Annotated in this window: 17 protein-coding genes; 13 read left to right on the top strand and 4 right to left on the bottom strand. The window is 55.0% G+C overall.

The features are described from left to right. Positions 1-10: 10 nt before the first annotated feature. From uca to urtE, 7 genes are all read left to right on the top strand, one after another. Positions 11-3,640 carry an urea carboxylase gene (uca, locus tag GW590_RS15740; RefSeq protein ID WP_169404010.1) on the top strand — a complete coding sequence of 1,210 codons (3,630 nt, stop codon included), beginning with the start codon at positions 11-13 and terminating at the stop codon, positions 3,638-3,640. A gap of 13 nt (positions 3,641-3,653) precedes the next feature. Next, a complete protein-coding gene (locus GW590_RS15735) occupies positions 3,654-4,373 on the top strand; it encodes a GntR family transcriptional regulator (protein WP_169404009.1) in 720 nt (239 codons plus the stop codon). A gap of 126 nt (positions 4,374-4,499) precedes the next feature. Further along, positions 4,500-5,768: an urea ABC transporter substrate-binding protein gene (urtA, locus tag GW590_RS15730; RefSeq protein ID WP_169404008.1), complete on the top strand. Its 1,269-nt coding sequence runs from the start codon at positions 4,500-4,502 to the stop codon at positions 5,766-5,768. Positions 5,769-5,880: 112 nt separating this feature from the next. Next, positions 5,881-7,488 carry an urea ABC transporter permease subunit UrtB gene (gene urtB, locus GW590_RS15725; protein WP_408014943.1) on the top strand — a complete coding sequence of 536 codons (1,608 nt, stop codon included), beginning with the start codon at positions 5,881-5,883 and terminating at the stop codon, positions 7,486-7,488. Further along, positions 7,488-8,561, top strand: coding sequence for an urea ABC transporter permease subunit UrtC (gene urtC / locus GW590_RS15720; protein ID WP_169404007.1), 1,074 nt, complete (start codon positions 7,488-7,490; stop codon positions 8,559-8,561). The genes urtB and urtC overlap by 1 nt, the downstream gene beginning before the upstream one ends. After that, positions 8,561-9,367: an urea ABC transporter ATP-binding protein UrtD gene (gene urtD / locus GW590_RS15715; RefSeq protein WP_169404006.1), complete on the top strand. Its 807-nt coding sequence runs from the start codon at positions 8,561-8,563 to the stop codon at positions 9,365-9,367. The genes urtC and urtD overlap by 1 nt, the downstream gene beginning before the upstream one ends. 24 nt (positions 9,368-9,391) lie before the next feature. Further along, on the top strand, positions 9,392-10,090 hold the full coding sequence (gene urtE / locus GW590_RS15710) for an urea ABC transporter ATP-binding subunit UrtE (RefSeq protein WP_169404005.1): 699 nt from the start codon (positions 9,392-9,394) through the stop codon (positions 10,088-10,090). Between the two features lie 49 nt (positions 10,091-10,139). Here the strand turns inward: urtE and GW590_RS15705 are convergent, their stop codons facing one another. Further along, the gene (locus GW590_RS15705; RefSeq protein WP_169404004.1) at positions 10,140-10,388 is read right to left on the bottom strand and encodes a GlsB/YeaQ/YmgE family stress response membrane protein; all 249 of its coding nucleotides are present in this window, start codon (positions 10,386-10,388) and stop codon (positions 10,140-10,142) included. 393 nt (positions 10,389-10,781) lie between these two features. On the opposite strand from GW590_RS15705, the gene bhsA reads away from it, so the two are divergent. Both bhsA and GW590_RS15695 read left to right on the top strand, forming a co-directional pair. After that, complete coding sequence (gene bhsA / locus GW590_RS15700; RefSeq protein WP_169404003.1) at positions 10,782-11,042, top strand: multiple stress resistance protein BhsA; 261 nt, start codon at positions 10,782-10,784, stop codon at positions 11,040-11,042. Between the two features lie 198 nt (positions 11,043-11,240). Beyond that, positions 11,241-11,687: a GNAT family N-acetyltransferase gene (locus GW590_RS15695; RefSeq protein ID WP_169404002.1), complete on the top strand. Its 447-nt coding sequence runs from the start codon at positions 11,241-11,243 to the stop codon at positions 11,685-11,687. 109 nt (positions 11,688-11,796) lie between these two features. Here the strand turns inward: GW590_RS15695 and yfcF are convergent, their stop codons facing one another. Beyond that, on the bottom strand, positions 11,797-12,432 hold the full coding sequence (yfcF, locus tag GW590_RS15690) for a glutathione transferase (protein ID WP_169404001.1): 636 nt from the start codon (positions 12,430-12,432) through the stop codon (positions 11,797-11,799). 312 nt (positions 12,433-12,744) lie between these two features. Between yfcF and GW590_RS15685 the strand changes: the two genes are divergently transcribed. Continuing rightward, positions 12,745-13,284 carry a hypothetical protein gene (locus tag GW590_RS15685; RefSeq protein ID WP_235955964.1) on the top strand — a complete coding sequence of 180 codons (540 nt, stop codon included), beginning with the start codon at positions 12,745-12,747 and terminating at the stop codon, positions 13,282-13,284. Here the strand turns inward: GW590_RS15685 and GW590_RS15680 are convergent. Together GW590_RS15680 and GW590_RS15675 are read right to left on the bottom strand one after the other, a co-directional pair. After that, the gene (locus tag GW590_RS15680; RefSeq protein ID WP_169404000.1) at positions 13,281-13,733 is read right to left on the bottom strand and encodes a GNAT family N-acetyltransferase; all 453 of its coding nucleotides are present in this window, start codon (positions 13,731-13,733) and stop codon (positions 13,281-13,283) included. The genes GW590_RS15685 and GW590_RS15680 overlap by 4 nt on opposite strands. 64 nt (positions 13,734-13,797) lie before the next feature. Then, positions 13,798-14,370 carry a helix-turn-helix domain-containing protein gene (locus tag GW590_RS15675; protein WP_169403999.1) on the bottom strand — a complete coding sequence of 191 codons (573 nt, stop codon included), beginning with the start codon at positions 14,368-14,370 and terminating at the stop codon, positions 13,798-13,800. Positions 14,371-14,517: 147 nt separating this feature from the next. Here GW590_RS15675 and GW590_RS15670 point away from each other — a divergent pair, with 147 nt between their 5' ends. The 3 genes from GW590_RS15670 to GW590_RS15660 all read left to right on the top strand — a co-directional run bounded on the left by GW590_RS15670 (position 14,518) and on the right by GW590_RS15660 (position 17,645). After that, positions 14,518-15,723: a benzoate/H(+) symporter BenE family transporter gene (locus tag GW590_RS15670; protein WP_169403998.1), complete on the top strand. Its 1,206-nt coding sequence runs from the start codon at positions 14,518-14,520 to the stop codon at positions 15,721-15,723. A 152-nt stretch (positions 15,724-15,875) separates the two neighbouring features. Continuing rightward, entirely contained in the window at positions 15,876-16,907 is a 1,032-nt protein-coding gene (idnD, locus tag GW590_RS15665; protein WP_169403997.1) for an L-idonate 5-dehydrogenase, read from the top strand. 294 nt (positions 16,908-17,201) lie between these two features. After that, on the top strand, positions 17,202-17,645 hold the full coding sequence (locus GW590_RS15660) for a hypothetical protein (RefSeq protein WP_169403996.1): 444 nt from the start codon (positions 17,202-17,204) through the stop codon (positions 17,643-17,645). Positions 17,646-17,660 lie beyond the last annotated feature (15 nt).

Genomic DNA, 17,660 nt, shown 5'->3' with positions numbered 1-17,660 from the left:
AGCCACGTTTATGTTTACTACCGTCCTGATTGCCAACCGGGGTGAAATTGCCTGCCGGGCTATCCGCACTCTGAAACGCCTTGGCGTCACCAGCGTAGCGGTTTATTCCGACGCCGATCGCAATGCGCCCCATGTCAAGGATGCGGATATCGCCGTGGCACTGGGCGGTGAAAAAGCCAGTGACAGCTACCTGTTGATTGATAAAATTCTCGCTGCCGCAGCGGAAACCGGGGCGCAGGCCATCTATCCCGGCTACGGTTTTCTCTCCGAAAGCGCGGAGTTTGCCGACGCCTGCGAGGCGGCAGGCATTGCTTTTATCGGTCCTTCTGCCCTGCAAATCCGTGAATTTGGACTCAAGCACCGCGCCCGTGAACTGGCCGCCGCCGCCAGTGTCCCCATGACGCCGGGAACCGGTCTGCTCGCCAGCCTGGAAGAGGCGGTAAGCGCCGCTGAAGATATCGGTTATCCGATTATGCTGAAAAGTACTGCCGGCGGCGGCGGTATTGGTCTGACGCGCTGTGATGACGAAACGGCGCTGCGTAATGCCTGGGACAGCGTGAAACGTCTCGGTGAACATTTCTTTCGCGATGCAGGGGTGTTTATTGAGCGATTTATCGATCGCGCCCGTCATGTCGAAGTCCAGATTTTTGGCGACGGCCAGGGCCGCGTAGTGGCACTCGGTGAGCGCGACTGCTCGCTGCAGCGCCGCAACCAGAAAGTGGTCGAAGAAACTCCGGCACCGAATCTGCCAGCATCCACCCGCGCCGCGCTGCATCTGGCCGCGGTACAGCTCGGAGAGTCGGTCAGCTATCGCAGCGCTGGCACCGTAGAGTTTATTTACGATGCCACCCGCGACGAGTTCTACTTTTTAGAGGTCAACACCCGCTTGCAGGTCGAGCATCCGGTAACCGAGATGGTCACCGGCCTGGATTTGATCGAATGCATGTTGCGCGTTGCCGCCGGGGAGCCCCTGGACTGGCCACGTATGCAGCAGGCTCCCCATGGTGCCGCTATCGAAGTACGTATTTATGCCGAAGACCCGCTGAAAAACTTTCAGCCCAGCCCCGGCGTATTAACCGAAGTGTTCTTCCCGGACGATGTGCGCGTTGACGGCTGGGTCTCCACCGGCAGTGAAGTTTCAGCCTTTTATGATCCGATGATCGCCAAACTGATTGTGCACGCCGATACCCGTGAGCAGGCGCTGGCGAAAATGTCGCAGGCACTGGCCGCCACCCGTTTGCACGGCATTGCCAGCAATATTGATTATCTGCGCCAGGTAGTGGCGACGCCGCTGTTCCACCAGGGCGAAATGTGGACCCGTATGCTCGACAGCTTTGTCTACGCGCCACATGTTGTGGAAGTGATCGCTCCCGGCACCTACAGCAGCATTCAGGATTACCCTGGCCGCCTTGGCTATTGGGATATCGGCGTTCCTCCTTCCGGCCCGATGGACGATTTTGCCTTCCGGCTGGCTAACCGCATTGTCGGTAATCATCTGGATGCTGCAGGGCTGGAATTTACCCTGCAAGGCCCGACACTGCGTTTCCACAGTGATGCCACCATTGCGCTGACCGGGGCCAACTGCCCGGCAGATCTCGACGGCCAGCAGTTGGCTTATTGGCAACCGATTGAGGTCAAGGCCGGGCAGGTACTGACGCTGGGTCGCGCCACCGCCGGTTGCCGCACCTATCTGGCGGTGCGCAACGGCTTTGACGTGCCGGTCTATCTCGGCAGCCGTTCGACCTTTGCCCTCGGTCAGTTTGGCGGCCACGCCGGCCGCACCCTGCGCGTAGCGGATATGCTTAGCCTGTCACAGCCTGAACTGGCCGCCTGCACTACCCCGGCCCCGGTGGATCTGCCGCAGGCCGCCGCTGCCCATATCGTGCCAGCCTACGGCGATAGCTGGGACATTGGCGTGCTCTACGGGCCACACGGTGCGCCAGACTTTTTCACCGAGGGATCCATTGACGCCTTCTTTGCCGCCGAGTGGCAGGTGCACTACAACTCCAACCGTCTCGGTGTGCGCCTGACCGGTCCCAAACCGCTGTGGGCACGTAAAGATGGCGGCGAAGCCGGTTTACACCCCTCTAACGTGCACGACTGCGAATATGCCATCGGTGCCATCAACTTTACCGGCGACTTTCCGGTGATTTTAACCCGCGACGGACCGAGCCTCGGCGGCTTTGTCTGCCCGGTAACCATTGCCAAAGCCGAGCTGTGGAAAGTCGGTCAGGTCAAACCCGGCGATCGCATTCGTTTCCACCCAATCAGTTTTGAGCAGGCCCAGGCGCTGGAAATGGCGCAGCAAGGCACTATCGATTCGTTAATGCCCATCGAAGCCATGGCGCTGCCGGTGCCTTCCTTGCTGCCGACCACGACCGCCTCGGCGGCGATCCTGGCACAACTCGATGCCACAGAAGCACGCCCGGCGGTGGTCTATCGCCAGGCGGGTGACGGTTATGTGCTGATTGAATATGGCGATAACGTGCTGGATTTGGCGCTGCGCCTGCGTATTTACCTGCTGATGAAGGCGATTCGTGACGCCGCCGAGCCGGGAATTGAAGAATTGTCGCCGGGAGTACGTTCACTGCAAGTACGTTATGACAGCCGCGTGCTACAGCAATCCACGTTACTCAACCATCTGCTGACGCTGGAACAGGGACTGGCAGATGTCAGCCAGTTGAAGATCCCAACGCGTATTGTCCATATGCCGATGGCGTTTGAAGACAGCGCTACCCTCGGTGCCGTAGAACGCTACCAGCAAACCGTCCGGGCCGATGCTCCCTGGCTGCCCAACAACGTCGATTTTATCCAGCGCACCAACGGCCTGGCGACCCGTGAAGAAGTGAAAGCGATCATCTTCAATGCCAGCTATTTAATCCTTGGTCTGGGTGATGTCTATCTCGGCGCCCCCTGCGCCGTGCCCATCGATCCGCGTCACCGCCTGCTGAGTTCCAAATACAGTCCGGCGCGCACCCATACCGCCGAAGGCACCGTCGGCATTGGCGGCATGTATATGTGCATCTACGGCATGGACTCGCCGGGGGGCTATCAGTTGGTGGGCCGTACATTGCCGATCTGGAATAAATTCCTGAAAAATGCCCAGTTTGCGCAGGGCGAACCCTGGTTGCTGCACTTTTTCGATCAGGTGCGCTTCTATGAGGTCAGCGAAGCCGAGCTGGAGGCGCAACGCGACGCTTTCCGCGAAGGCCGGGGCGAGATCCGCATTGAGCACGCAGAGTTTGATTTTGCCGAATATAGCCGTTTTCTTGCCGATAATGCCCGCGATATTGACGATTTTCGTCAACGTCAACAGACGGCATTCAACCACGAAGTGGCGCACTGGCAGGCACAAGAGAGTGCCGCAGAAGATGCAGCGGTTGACGCCGAACCGCTACAGGCCGACGACGACGATCAGCCGGGGCAACTGGTCAGCGCCGACCTAAACGGCAATATCTGGAAAATTCTGGTGGAGCCGGGCCAACAGGTGGCTGCGGGTCAGCCGTTGATCGTCGTGGAAGCCATGAAAATGGAGCTGTCGGTTAACGCCCCGCAGGCGGGTACCGTGCTGAAAATCAGCTGCCAGCAAGGTCGTCCGGTTGCTCCCGGTGATGCCCTGCTGTGGCTGGATAGCGAGTGATAAGGACCGACTGATGCAGCTTACCGACGCACGTAACGGACGCAATAAAACCCGGCCCGAGGGGCTGGCAGAACGGATTTACCTGCAGCTGAAAGACGATATTTTCAGCTTTCGCCTGCTACCCGGTGACCGCTTTAGCGAAAATGAGATCGCCGAGCGCATGGAAGTCAGCCGGACACCGGTGCGTCAGGCGCTATTTTGGCTGGAGCGCGAAGGTTACGTGGAGGTGTTTTTCCGCAGCGGCTGGCAGGTGCGCCCTTTTGATTTTGATTACTTTGAGCAGCTCTATGATCTGCGCATTGTGCTCGAGCTGGAAGCGGTCAAGCGTCTGTGTGCCATGACGCCCCCAGCCGATGCCTTGCAAACTCTCAAGGCATTCTGGATCGACCAACCGCGGCTGGAGGACGGACAGACCGTTTCCCGCTTTGATGAAGAGTTTCATATGACGCTGGTGGCCGCCGCCGGTAACGCCGAGATGGCCAAAATCCATCGCGAACTGACGGAGAAGATCCGCATTATCCGTCGGCTGGACTTTACACAGGACGCCCGCGTCAATGCTACCTATAACGAACACGCGAGCATTTTGCTCGCCATTATGCAAAACCAGACCCAGGAGGCACAACGCCAACTACAAGACCACATTGCCGTCAGTAAAGCCGAAGTGCGCAAAATTACGCTGCATATGCTGCACCAGGCGAGACCTGAAAATGACGGGGACAGCCTCCCGTTATGACTTTTTTAAACTGCTTTTCGACATTCGACACACAGCACGCCCAACAGATTTTGGCGGCAGCGAGACGGTCAACGTCTCAGCCCGTTGAAAGATCACGGGCCCTTTATTTATTACAGGAGCTTCTCTATGCAACGTCGTAGCTTTATTAAAGCCTTTGCCCTTTCGGCGACCGTGGTCAGTATGGGTCTGGCATTCCAGGCCCAGGCCGCCGACACCATTAAAGTCGGCATTATGCATTCTCTTTCCGGCACCATGGCCATTTCGGAAACGCCGTTGAAAGACGTGGCGCAGATGACCATTGATGAAATCAATGCCAAAGGCGGGGTGTTGGGCAAAAAACTGGAGCCGGTGGTGGTTGACCCGGCCTCCAATTGGCCGCTTTTTGCCGAAAAAGCCCGTCAATTGCTGACGCAGGATAAAGTGGCCGTGGTCTTTGGCTGCTGGACCTCAGTATCGCGCAAATCGGTGCTGCCGGTATTTGAAGAGTTAAACGGTCTGCTGTTCTACCCGGTGCAATATGAAGGTGAAGAGATGTCACCTAACGTCTTCTATACCGGTGCAGCCCCTAACCAGCAGGCGATCCCGGCGGTGGAGTATCTGATGAGCGAAGACGGCGGCAGCGCCAAACGCTTCTTCCTGTTGGGCACCGACTACGTTTATCCACGTACCACCAACAAAATCCTGCGCGCCTTCCTGCATTCGAAGGGCGTACAGGATAAAGATATCGAAGAGGTCTATACCCCGTTCGGCTATAGCGACTATCAGACCATTGTTTCCAATATCAAAAAATTCTCTGCCGGAGGCAAAACGGCGGTGGTATCCACCATTAACGGTGACTCCAACGTCCCCTTCTACAAAGAGCTGGCCAACCAGGGCGTGAAAGCTACCGACGTGCCGGTCGTGGCCTTCTCGGTGGGTGAAGAGGAGTTGCGCGGCATTGACACCAAACCGCTGGTAGGCGATCTGGCTGCCTGGAACTACTTCCAGTCGGTGGATAATCCAACCAATAAAGCCTTTGTCAGCCAATGGAAAGCCTATGCCAAGGCGCACAACCTGCCGAACGCCAATACCGCGGTGACCAACGACCCAATGGAAGCCACCTATGTCGGCATCCATATGTGGGCGCAGGCGGTAGAGAAAGCCGGTACCACTGACGTTGATAAAGTCCGCGCCGCCATGGCCGGTCAAACCTACAAAGCGCCTGATGGTTATACCCTGACCATGGATGCCACCAACCACCACCTGCACAAACCGGTGATGATCGGCGAAATCCAGTCTAACGGTCAGTTCAACGTGGTCTGGCAGACCGATAAACCTATCCGCGCTCAGCCGTGGAGTCCGTATATCGCAGGCAACGACAAGAAACCTGACTATCCGGTAAAAAGCGCGCAGTAAATCCATTGCTGACCAGTCCCGCGTTATCTGGTCAACAATAAATCTGACTGCCGTCAGGGTGCTCGCCCTGGCGGCCTCAGCGTCTCAGTGATTGTAAATAGCGATGATGACTATGATGAAATGCTTACGCTTATCCGGTTTGCCATGGCGTGTGTCGCCAGCTTTGCGAACCCTCACTTTCCTGCTTTGTTGCCTGCCGCTGTGGGCCAAGGCCGGTCCTGCTGATGATTTTGCCGCAGCCAGCCGTGCCGACCAGGCCACCTTACTGCAGCAGTGGGCCACCGACCCGCAGCCAGAGCGTTTACCGCTGTTAGAGGCACTAAAGCAGGAAAATGTCGTCATTGATCAGGCGCATCACGCCTTTATCAAACAGGGCGAAACCCTTAGCCCGCTGGAAGGGAACGCCACGCCGCAGGGCGAGACGCAAAAAGTCTGGTTGAACAACCGACTGAGAAATCTGATTGCCAATGCCCTGTCCATTCATCGTCTGGTCAGCCAGGACAGCAGCGTACGCTTGCAGGCGGCAAAATCGCTGCAACGCGAAGCCCAGGCCGATCAGTTGCCGCTGCTTACCCGGCGGCTGGCGCAGGAAAAAGACAGCGTGGTGCATGAAGCCTTAAGCATCGCCCTCGCCAATCTGCAACTGAGCGATGCCGATCCCCGCGTACGGCTGCAAGCGGTAGAACTGCTCGGCTCTTCGTCCGACCCGGATACCCAGGGCCATTTACAGCCGCTAACCGATGAGAAAGTCGAAACCGATGCCAGGGTGCGCAGCGCGGCGCTGGCCAGCCTGAAAGCGGTGCAACATCGTCTGCTGATCGGTGACTTGCTCGGTCAGGCCTTTACCGGGCTGTCATTGGGTTCCATTTTACTGCTGGCAGCGCTGGGACTGGCGATCACCTACGGTCTGCTCGGGGTGATCAATATGGCCCACGGCGAAATGCTGATGCTCGGCTCCTATTCCACCTATATGGTGCAGTCGCTGTTGCAGCACTATGCGCCAGGCTGGCTGGCCCTCTATCCGCTGATTGCCCTGCCGGTGGCATTCTTTATCACTGCCGGCATCGGCATGTTGCTGGAACGCACGGTGATCCGTCATCTATACGGTCGCCCACTGGAAACCCTGCTAGCCACCTGGGGGATTAGCCTGATCCTGATCCAGGGAGTCCGGGTGCTGTTTGGCGCGCAAAACGTCGAGGTAGCCAACCCAGGCTGGCTGTCCGGCGGTATTCAATTGCTGCCCAACCTGGTGCTGCCGTATAACCGCATTGCGGTGATTATTTTTGTGCTGCTGGTGCTGGCGCTGACCTGGCTGCTGCTTAACAAAACCCGTCTTGGCATGAACGTCCGCGCCGTCACGCAAAACCGCGCCATGGCGGCATGCTGTGGCGTACCCACCGGCCGCGTAGATATGCTGGCCTTTGGTCTTGGCTCCGGTATTGCCGGGCTGGGCGGCGTGGCACTCTCGCAGCTAAGCAATGTCGGCCCGGAGCTTGGCCAGGGCTATATTATCGACTCCTTTCTGGTGGTGGTGCTTGGCGGTGTCGGTCAGTTGGCCGGTACGGTGGTGGCCGCCTTTGGCCTGGGTATCGTCAATAAAATCCTCGAACCGGAAATCGGTGCCGTATTGGGCAAAATCCTTATCCTGGCGCTGATTATCCTGTTTATCCAAAAACGTCCGCAGGGACTCTTTGCCTTTAAAGGCCGGGTGATTGACTGATGACGCAACCCTTAACCTTAAGTGCGGTACAAAAAGCGCCTCGCGTGGCGATAACCCTGGGTGCCGTGGTGCTGGTACTGCTGCTGATTATGCCGTTTCTGGCGCTGCTGCCGCAGACTAACCCGCTGGCGATCTCAACTTATACTCTGACGTTGGTCGGCAAGATCCTCTGTTATGCGATCGTGGCGATCGCGCTGGATCTGGTGTGGGGCTATGCCGGACTGTTGTCCCTCGGCCATGGCCTGTTCTTTGCGCTCGGCGGCTATGCCATGGGCATGTACCTGATGCGCCAGGCTGCGGGCAACGGGCTGCCAGAGTTTATGTCTTTTTTATCCTGGAACCAGCTGCCGTGGTTCTGGGCCGGGACCCAGCATTTTGCCTGGGCGCTGTGCCTGATCGTGTTGGTGCCTGGCGTACTGGCCTTTGTTTTTGGCTATTTTGCCTTCCGCTCAAAAATCAAAGGCGTCTATTTTTCAATTATGACCCAGGCGCTGACCTACGCCGGGATGCTGCTGTTTTTCCGTAATGAAACCGGCTTTGGCGGCAACAATGGTTTTACCGGTTTTACTACCCTGCTCGGCTTTCAGGTCACCGCTACCTCGACCCGCGTCGGCTTGTTTATCACTACGGTATTGCTGCTGGTCGCCAGCCTGGCCGTGGGATTTGCCCTGGCGCGCAGTAAATATGGTCGGGTGTTGACTGCGGTAAGGGATGCGGAAAACCGCCTGATTTTCTGTGGCTACGATCCCAAGGGATTTAAACTTTTTGTCTGGACACTGTCGGCCATGATCTGCGGGCTGGCCGGCGCGCTGTATGTGCCGCAGGTAGGGATTATCAACCCCAGCGAAATGTCGCCAACCAACTCCATCGAGGCGGCGATTTGGGTGGCGCTGGGCGGACGCGGCACGCTGATTGGACCGATCCTCGGTGCCGGTATCGTCAATGGCGCAAAAAGCTGGTTTACCATGGCCATCCCCGAGTATTGGCAGTTTATCCTCGGCGGCATGTTTATTATCGTCACCCTGTTTCTGCCCGAGGGCGTTATTGGCCTGCTGCGCAAAAGGAGATCCTGATGAATGCCATGACCACCACCGGCGAACTGTTTACCCAGCCGCTGCCGGCCGATAAACACCGCGAACAGACCGACCCGATCTTATCGCTGGAAAAAATCAACGTCAGCTTCGACGGCTTCAAGGCGCTGACCGACCTTTCGCTGCGCATTGGCGTTGGCGAATTGCGCTGCGTGATCGGCCCCAACGGCGCAGGGAAAACCACGCTAATGGATGTGATCACCGGCAAAACCCGACCGCAATCCGGTCAGGTGCTTTACGATCAAAACATCGATCTGACACGTCTCGATCCGGTACGCATTGCCCAGTCGGGCATTGGCCGCAAATTTCAGAAACCGACAGTGTTTGAAGCACTGACAGTATTTGAAAATCTCGAGATTGCGCAAAAAACCAATAAATCGGTTTGGGCCTGTCTGCGCGCCAAAATGAACAGCGAACAGCGCGACAGAATTGACCAGATGCTGGTCACGCTCCGTCTGCAGGGGGAACGCCATCGCCTGGCGGGACTGCTTTCGCATGGTCAGAAACAGTTTCTGGAAATCGGCATGTTGCTGGTGCAGGAACCACACCTGTTGCTGCTTGATGAGCCCGCTGCCGGCATGACCGATGCCGAAACCGAGTATACCGCCGAGCTGTTCAAGTCGCTGGCGGGGAAACATTCGCTGATGGTGGTGGAACACGATATGGGCTTTGTCGAAACTATTGCAGACCATGTCACCGTGTTGCATCAGGGTCAGGTGCTGGCTGAAGGCTCGTTGCGTGAGGTGCAGGCCAACGAGCAGGTTATTGAAGTCTATCTGGGTCGCTAAGCCGCAGGCAGCGGGAGAAAAGTCATGTTGCAAGTCAATGAGCTAAATCAGTTTTACGGCGGCAGTCATATTCTGCGCGGCGTCTCTTTTGATGCCAAAGTCGGCGAAGTCACCTGCCTGTTGGGGCGCAATGGAGTCGGTAAAACCACGCTGCTAAAATGCCTGATGGGCTTGCTGCCCGCCAAATCCGGGACCATTAGTTGGCAGGGCGAGGTGATCAATGGCCGTAAACCGCACCAGCGCGTGCAGTCCGGTATCGCCTATGTCCCTCAGGGGCGGGAAATCTTTCCCCGTCTGACGGTGGAAGAAAACCTGTTAATGGGTCTGTCGCGTTTTTCTGCCAGCCAGGCCAAACAGGTACCCGATGAGATTTACCATCTGTTTCCGGTGCTGCTGGCGATGAAAAATCGCCGCGGCGGTGACCTCTCCGGCGGACAACAGCAACAGCTGGCCATTGGCCGTGCGTTGGCCTGTCAACCCGGCCTGCTGATCCTCGATGAACCAACCGAAGGCATTCAGCCCTCGGTAATCAAAGAGATTGGCGCCGTGATCAAACAGCTTGCCGCCCGTGGCGATATGGCAATTTTGCTGGTGGAGCAATTTTACGATTTTGCCGCAGAATTGGCCGACAGCTATCTGGTGATGTCGCGCGGCAATATCATCAAACGCGGAGCGGGCAGTGAAATGGAAAGCGAGGGCATACGGGGACTGGTAGCGATTTAAATAAATCAGGCCGCAAAATCGCGGCCTGAGTCATTGACTTATGGCTGTGCTAGTCGCGGATTTTGCGATAGATAAACAGCACCACCAGGGCACCAATTACCGCCACAACAAAGCTGCCAACGTTAAAACCATCGACACGACCATGGCCAAAGAAGGTACTGATATAACCACCCACTACAGCACCGACGACGCCCAAAACTACGGTCATGATAAAACCGCCACCGTCTCTACCTGGCATGATCCATTTCGCCAGAATACCTGCAATCAGACCAAAAATAATCCAGGACAAAATTCCCATTTCGACGTCTCCTAACGCGTTGCTGTTACCGTGAAATTTGTTCAGCCAAGCAAGCCAAACAACCGTAGAAAATATTTTCTACACACAGGCCCGTTATGCAGCAGCCACGGACCTATCCTGCTTTGGCTTGCTGAGTATTTTAGCAGAACTCAACAAATCCGCTGCAAATCAGATACCCAGCCAGGTTACCGCTTTTTTGTGACCGAACGTAAAGCGCTTTCTGCCAAAGTAAATCTGCTGCCAGTAGAAAGTAAAAGCGCGTAAATATTGCACAATAAATTTGAATGACTTCCTCAAATCAATGCGTTTTCTATCTGCGAATAATACGCCTATTATTCTCACATCGAAAGGCAACCACCTTTCTCCCATACGCTAACGATTAGGAATGACATCATGAAAAGCATCAAATATTTTGCAGTAGCTGCGACTCTTTCTCTGGCTTCTTTCGCCTCTTTTGCTGCGCAAAGCGTTTCAGAACAACCGGCTGACCATGCACAAAAAATCGGCGTGATCACCGCTAACGGTCACACCAATCTCGACTCACTGGAAAGCTCGCTGGCCAATCAGGCAAAACTGGCAGGGGCCTCCTCTTACCGTATCACCTCAGTGACCGGTAACAACCGCATGAGCGCCAGCGCTGTCATTTATAAATAAGTCCAAGCTCTTACCCTCAAAAGGCTGGTGGAACTCCTGAAAAGGAAATTTCACCGGCCTTTTTCTTTAGTGACCGTTTTGTCGTCACTTGCCGGGATGTATGATGGATATCATCACCGGCCTGGTGTTTATTGCCTTTGCCTGGTGACAGTTCACCTGCAAACGCCAACTTCTTGCTTAAATCCTGGGAATAAGACCATGAAAACCCGCATCACCGCCACTGTGACCCATGATGATATCGAAGCCATCAAAGACGGTTTACGCGCCTATAATAAGCACTATATTCCGCAGAATTCGTTCCAGGAGCTGGGCGTATTTATCGAGGGAGAGGATGGCAAAAAAACCGGTGGTCTGATTGGCGAAACCGTGGGCAATTATCTGATGATCAAATACCTGTGGGTGGATGAATCGCTGCGTGGTCAGGACTGCGGTACGTTGTTAATCAAACAGGCAGAAGCCGAGGCGATGGCGCGCGGTTGTCGCTATGCGCTGGTGGATACCTTTAGTTTTCAGGCGCGGCCCTTTTACGAACGCCAGGGTTATCAATGCCGGATGACACTGGAGGAGTTTATTGACGATATCAATGGGCTGGAGGAACAGCAGGCAACGCATCAGCGCTTTTATCTAAGCAAAAAACTGGTTTAATGCGCACTCACCTGAGAACCAGGGCGCGCGCCGGATAGCGCATCACCCTTTATTATCGCTTTACCGCTTTGTCTGTGCCTGCGCTAAAGGCGGCACAGACAGAAAAGCATTACGCCGTTTTAGACAACGCCAGCCAGGCTTGCACCGACTCGCGCTGCCACTGACGGTCGGCATATGCCTCCAGTTTTTCCGGCAAGGCATCGCCGTTAAGATGCAGTCGATTAAGCATCAAGGCGAGATCGGTATCAGCAATACACCATTCACCAAACAGATTTTCGCCATCGCCAAGCAAACGCAACGCGGCATCAATCAGCTTTTCTGCCGCCGCTTGTCCGTCAGCACTCAGCGCAGGACGATGCTGACCGGCAAAGACAATCTCCGTTGAACGCTCCTGACGAATAGCCAGCAAATCGCTGCGCAGCCAGGCCTGAATTTCACGGCATTTGGCGCGATCTTCAGGATTAGGGGGGTAAATAGCCGCAAAGGTCGGTGCCGGAAACAGCTCTTCAATATACTCGTCAATCGCCGAAGATTCAGAAAGCTGAAAGCTGCCGTTGGAAAGTGTCGGCACACGGCGGGTGGTCGAAATCGCCGAGTAGTGGTCTTTCAGATTCTCTTCCTGGGCCAAATCTACCGTTTCAATATCGAAAGGAATGCCCTTTTCTGTCAGCGCTACAAACGCAGACATCACATAAGGGCTGTAATAATTGGCATCGGAATACAGCGTTAACGTAGGTTCACTCATGTTGCCTCCTGAGACGGAATCGTGTTTTGTTCCCTGTTTTCATCCCTGAAACATAGCGCACTCTCCCGGCAATGACTATGAGTTGCTTGCACTAACGCCCTTTCCACCCGTTTGCCTGCCTGCACAATGTGGTTACGCCGGGTGCGACGGGCTAACCCTCGCCTCACTATAAAAGCACGGGGAATTACAGGCGCACTTCACCTTATCGTCTCTATCATCGGCAAGAAACGGGATCACTTTAGTTAATGATTTATCGGTTCTCTTCCATGAGACATCTAAATATACTGCTGCGAGATAAACCCTGGAGGCACGATGAAGAAACTTACCCTGGTATGGGCGGCACTGCTGCCGATGCTGGTCAGCGCACAGGCTTTCGCTTCCTCAGCCAAAGAAATCAAAGCGCGATTTAATCAATTGCAGATCGGCGACAGAACGCTGTGTCTGAGCGATATCACCTATGCCAATAACAAGACCATGAAGGTGATCGAGAACGGTTTTGTGATCAAGAAGACGCCAAATGCCCTGGTCTATCAAACCGCGGTGATTTATTTGCTTGGCAATGATGTCACGGTCAATATCAAAGCCATGGTCAACAGCAAGCTGGATAAGACCGAGGTGAAAAGTCAGGTGCAGGATGCCATGATCAAGGTGACGGGCCTTGATCTGCCAGAACAGGCGGCAGACAAGGCCAAAGTCATGAAAAGCTATCAGGATTTGGTGGCCAAGCCGGAAAACAGCGTGGCTTACAGCGACATCACCCTTAACGAAAAAGGCTATGTCACGCAGCAGCATGAAGGCGAGGCGCGGGAAGTCAGCACCTGTTATATCACGCCGTTAAAAACCGCCGGTTAACGACGATATTTAATAAAATCAGTTTGCATCCCCACACGGTCATAGAGCTTTCTTGCCGTGTGATTAAAAGTTTGCGTCATCCAGTACACATTGGCTTTATCATTTTGGTCGGCATAGGCATAGACGGCTTCGATCAGCAACTGACCAACCCCCGTCTTGCGTGCCGCCGGTGAAACATAGAGATCCTGCAAATAGGTCACCTGTTCAATCGACCAGCCGTGATCGTGATTGATGCAGTTGACGATCCCCACCAGCTGCCCCTCATACTCCGCCACATAACCAAACATATCGGCATAGTCGGCGGCCGCCAGACGGGCAAAGGTCCGGTCGACCACCGCGTCATCCAGCCGGGTTTGATAAAAGTCGAGATACTCGCGCCACAGCGCTTCCCATTGTTGACGATCCTGCGGCGTCAGCGGGCGAATCAGCGGATTTTTTGCCTTGGTCATTGCCGTACCCTGTCAGTTCAGTGAATGTAAGCTTGCGTCTGGTGCTAATAAATAGTTGGCCAATTTAACTGGCGGTATCTGCAGCCGGATAATGAATAATATCGTGGAACCGGACTTTTTCGCTGCTGTGGTTGCGGTAGGTATGGGGGCAATCGGCACGAAAACGTAGCCCTTCGCCGGCGGCCAATAGATGGTCGCTACCGTTGACCGTCAGCGCCAGTTGCCCGGCGATCACAATCACATGCTCAATCACCCCGGCGGCATGGGCGGAAGACTCGCTATAGCCCGCCACCTGTAATTCCACCACCAGCATGTCCATATTTAATTCACTGTCATAGGGAAAGAATGACACCACGCTCATGCCGCAACTTTTGCTGTCAAAAGCCGTAGGGGGATCATAGGGGTGCAGCATATCGGCAGTGATCGGCGGCGACTGCAAAAACTGCGAAAAAGAAGCCTGAAAACCGCTGGCGATTTTCCATAACGTAGCGACGGTCGGACTTGATTCCCCTCGCTCAATCTGGCCGAGCATCGCCTTGCTGACGCCGGTTTCCTCGGCGGCCTGCGTCAGACTCCAGCCGCGTTGCGTGCGCAACGTCTTAAGCTGAATACCTATATGACGCGTTAACTCCTGCATTTAGTTGTTCTCCTGCCCTGCGCTGATTGTGCGTTATAACGCACAATGATATGCTGATGATGCCTGTGCGTTATAGCGCACACCCGAGCATACGCCACTCCACGCCGGCTGCCAAGATACCGCCAGCAAACCAAAGGACGTCCGACCATGTCATCACGCGCAAGTCTGCAAGATTGGTCCTTCTCGGCGGTGATCGCCGGTTTCGTCGCCGTGCTGGTAGGCTATACCAGCTCTGCCGCCATTGTGTTTCAGGCTGCGGCCAGCGCCGGGGCCAGTGGCGAACAGATCGGCGGCTGGTTTAGCATGCTGGGCCTTGGTATGGGCGTCACCAGCATCGGCTTATCCCTTTACTACCGCACGCCGGTAGTCACCGCCTGGTCAACGCCAGGGGCCGCCCTGCTGGTTACCAGCCTGCCGGGCACCTCAATCAATGACGCCATTGGCGTATTTGTTTTTGCCAGCGGCCTGATTTTTTTATGCGGCGTTAGCGGGCTGTTTGCCAGGCTGATGCACTATATTCCGCAGGCGCTGTCAGCCGCCATGCTCGGCGGTATCCTGCTGCGCTTTGGTCTTGAGGCCTTTACCTCGCTGCAAAGCAATTTGCTGCTGGCCGCAAGCATGTGTCTGGTTTATCTGCTGGCGCGGCGCTTTTTCTCGCGCTTTGCGGTGATCCTCGCGCTGTGCGCCGGGCTGGTGATTGCGGCATGGCAGGGAAGTATCGCTTTTCACGGTCAGTCACTGCATTTTGCCGCGCCGGCATTAATTATGCCGCACTTTTCCTGGGCAACGCTGGTGGGCATTGGCGTGCCATTTTTTGTGGTTACCATGGCCTCGCAAAACGCACCGGGGATCGCCACTCTGCATGCCTCCGGCTATCGACTGCCGGTTTCACCGCTAATTGCCGTAACCGCCCTGCTGGCCTTGCTACTGGCTCCCTTTGGCGTGTTTTCTGTCTGCATTGCGGCGATCACCGCCGCTATCTGTATGGGGGAAGACGTCCACCCCGATCCTGGTAAACGCTATACCGCCGCTGTGGCTGCCGGAGGGTTTTATCTGCTGGCCGGGCTGATGGGCGGCTCCATAGGCACCTTATTTACTGCGCTACCGGCAGCCTTGATCCACACCATTGCCGGTCTGGCGCTGCTGGGCACGTTTTCCGGCAGTCTGTATCGCGCATTGAGCGAAGAGAAACAGCGTGATGCCGCGGTGATCACCTTTCTGATCACCGCCTCCGGCGTACAGCTATTTGGCGTCGGCTCGGCATTTTGGGGATTGATCGGCGGCGTTATCACCCACTGCATCCTCGGTATTCCTGGGCAAACTTCGGCGCAAGACAAGGGAACAAAGCGCTGAACGCCGCCCACCGGGCGGCATAAATGTTGAGGTCCTTCATGTTATAGGTAACAAGATTTGGTAACACTCTGTTAAGTGATGGTTATCACATTTCGCCTGCGGCAAAGCCTCTTTACTGATCGGATAAACCGCCAGACAAAGAGCCATATAATATGAAAATCGAAACCAAATCTTGCGTAGTAACCGGGAAGAAAGACGTCGCGGTGATCGACCAACAGCTCGATTATCAGGGGACAGGTACTCTGGTAAAAGTGACCCGCGGCGGGATCTGCGGTTCTGACCTGCATTATTACGAACACGGTCAGGTGGGCGATTTCAAAGTCAGAGAAGCCATGGTACTCGGCCACGAGGTGGTCGGTGTGGTGGAACAGTCAGACAGCGCCGCGCTGCTACCCGGGCAGAAAGTGGCGCTTAATCCGAGCAAACCCTGCAAAAGCTGCAAATACTGCCTGGCTGGTGAAGAGAACCAGTGCACCACCATGAAATTCTTTGGTAGTGCCATGTACTTTCCGCATATCAACGGTGCCTTTACCCAGCATAAAATCGTCGATAGCGCGCAGTGTATCCCCTATGACAACGCAGTCAGCGATCGCCTGATGGTGTTTGCCGAACCGCTGGCGGTGGCGATCCATGCAGTCAATCAGGCCGGTGATGTCAGCGGTAAAACGGTGTTTGTTTCCGGCGTCGGCCCAATTGGCAGCCTGATTGTCGCCGCGGCCAAAGCCAAGGGCGCGGCGCAAGTGGTCTGTACCGATTTGAGCGAACGCTGTTTGCAGATTGCTCTGGCGATGGGGGCAACGCAAACCCTGCAGGCTGCCGGTGGCGATTTTGCGCCTTATCTGCTGGATAAGGGCTATTTTGATATTTCCTTTGATGCCTCCGGTCATCACTCCTCTATTCGTCGCTGCCTGGAAGTGACCCGTGCCAGGGGTACACTGGTGCAAGTGGGTATGGGCGGTGCGATCCCGGACTTCCCAATGATGATGCTGATCGCCAAAGAGATTAAATGGGTCGGCAGTTTCCGTTTTACCGAAGAATTTGCTACTGCCGTGCAATGGCTGGCTGACAAAGTGATCGATCCTATGCCGCTGCTGTCGGCGGAATATCCGCAAACCGATCTCACTCAGGCTCTGGATTTTGCGTTAGATAAATCTAAAGCATCGAAGGTGCAACTGGTGTTTTAAGCATTTTTTTTGCCTAAATTAAATTGTATAAAACGCAGCCGCTTTTTGTGGCTGCATTTTTTTTATTTCTATAATAGAGTGAGTTGCGACCAAGTTTCGGGACGAAAGACCTACTAAAAATCTTAATTTTCCGACGGCTTAATCGCGTTTTTATTCACGTCTATTGCTGCGACGAACGCCGTATCATTTCATCTGGAGGTTGTTTCCACAGCTGCGCAATAGGTTTCTAAAAATAAGTAAAAATAGTCTGGCGATGGAATTTGCCCGGCAGTTTTACCCTGGAGTCTGAACATCATGAAAAAATGCGTCGTAATCTTGAGCCTCTCGCTCTCTCTGCTGGGATGCCAAAGCGCAAGCAAACCTTCTCCCATCGTTAAACCCTTCCCGGTTGACCCCCCTGTTGCGCAACCGGTAGCACCCGCCACGACCTATACTCCCCCGCCTGCGGCTACCCACATCAGCGGTGCCAATCAGGTCGAAGATCAGGCCATGCTCAAGTTTTGCCTGAAGGAGCTGGATGCCCTTAAAAAGGTCGATGCCAAGCAGTATCAAGGCAAAAGTAGCGAACTAAACCATTTGCTGAGCGAAGCGAAAACGTACGTCCAGGTGCGCAATAGCCTCAACAATGATATGAGCGTGATCCTTGATTCCGCTTTCCAATACCGCATTGCCAAGACCTGCAATGACATCCGGGTAGATTTGACTCAATCGCTGTTACAACGCATCGAGAAACGTTAATTCAACCGCATGACA

Origin of the sequence: Rouxiella aceris (assembly GCF_012933545.1) — a bacterium.
GTDB classification, from domain to species: Bacteria; Pseudomonadota; Gammaproteobacteria; order Enterobacterales; family Enterobacteriaceae; genus Rouxiella; species Rouxiella aceris.
The sequence above is the reverse complement of the archived record's forward strand: the minus strand, read 5'-3'. Positions and strand labels throughout refer to the sequence as shown.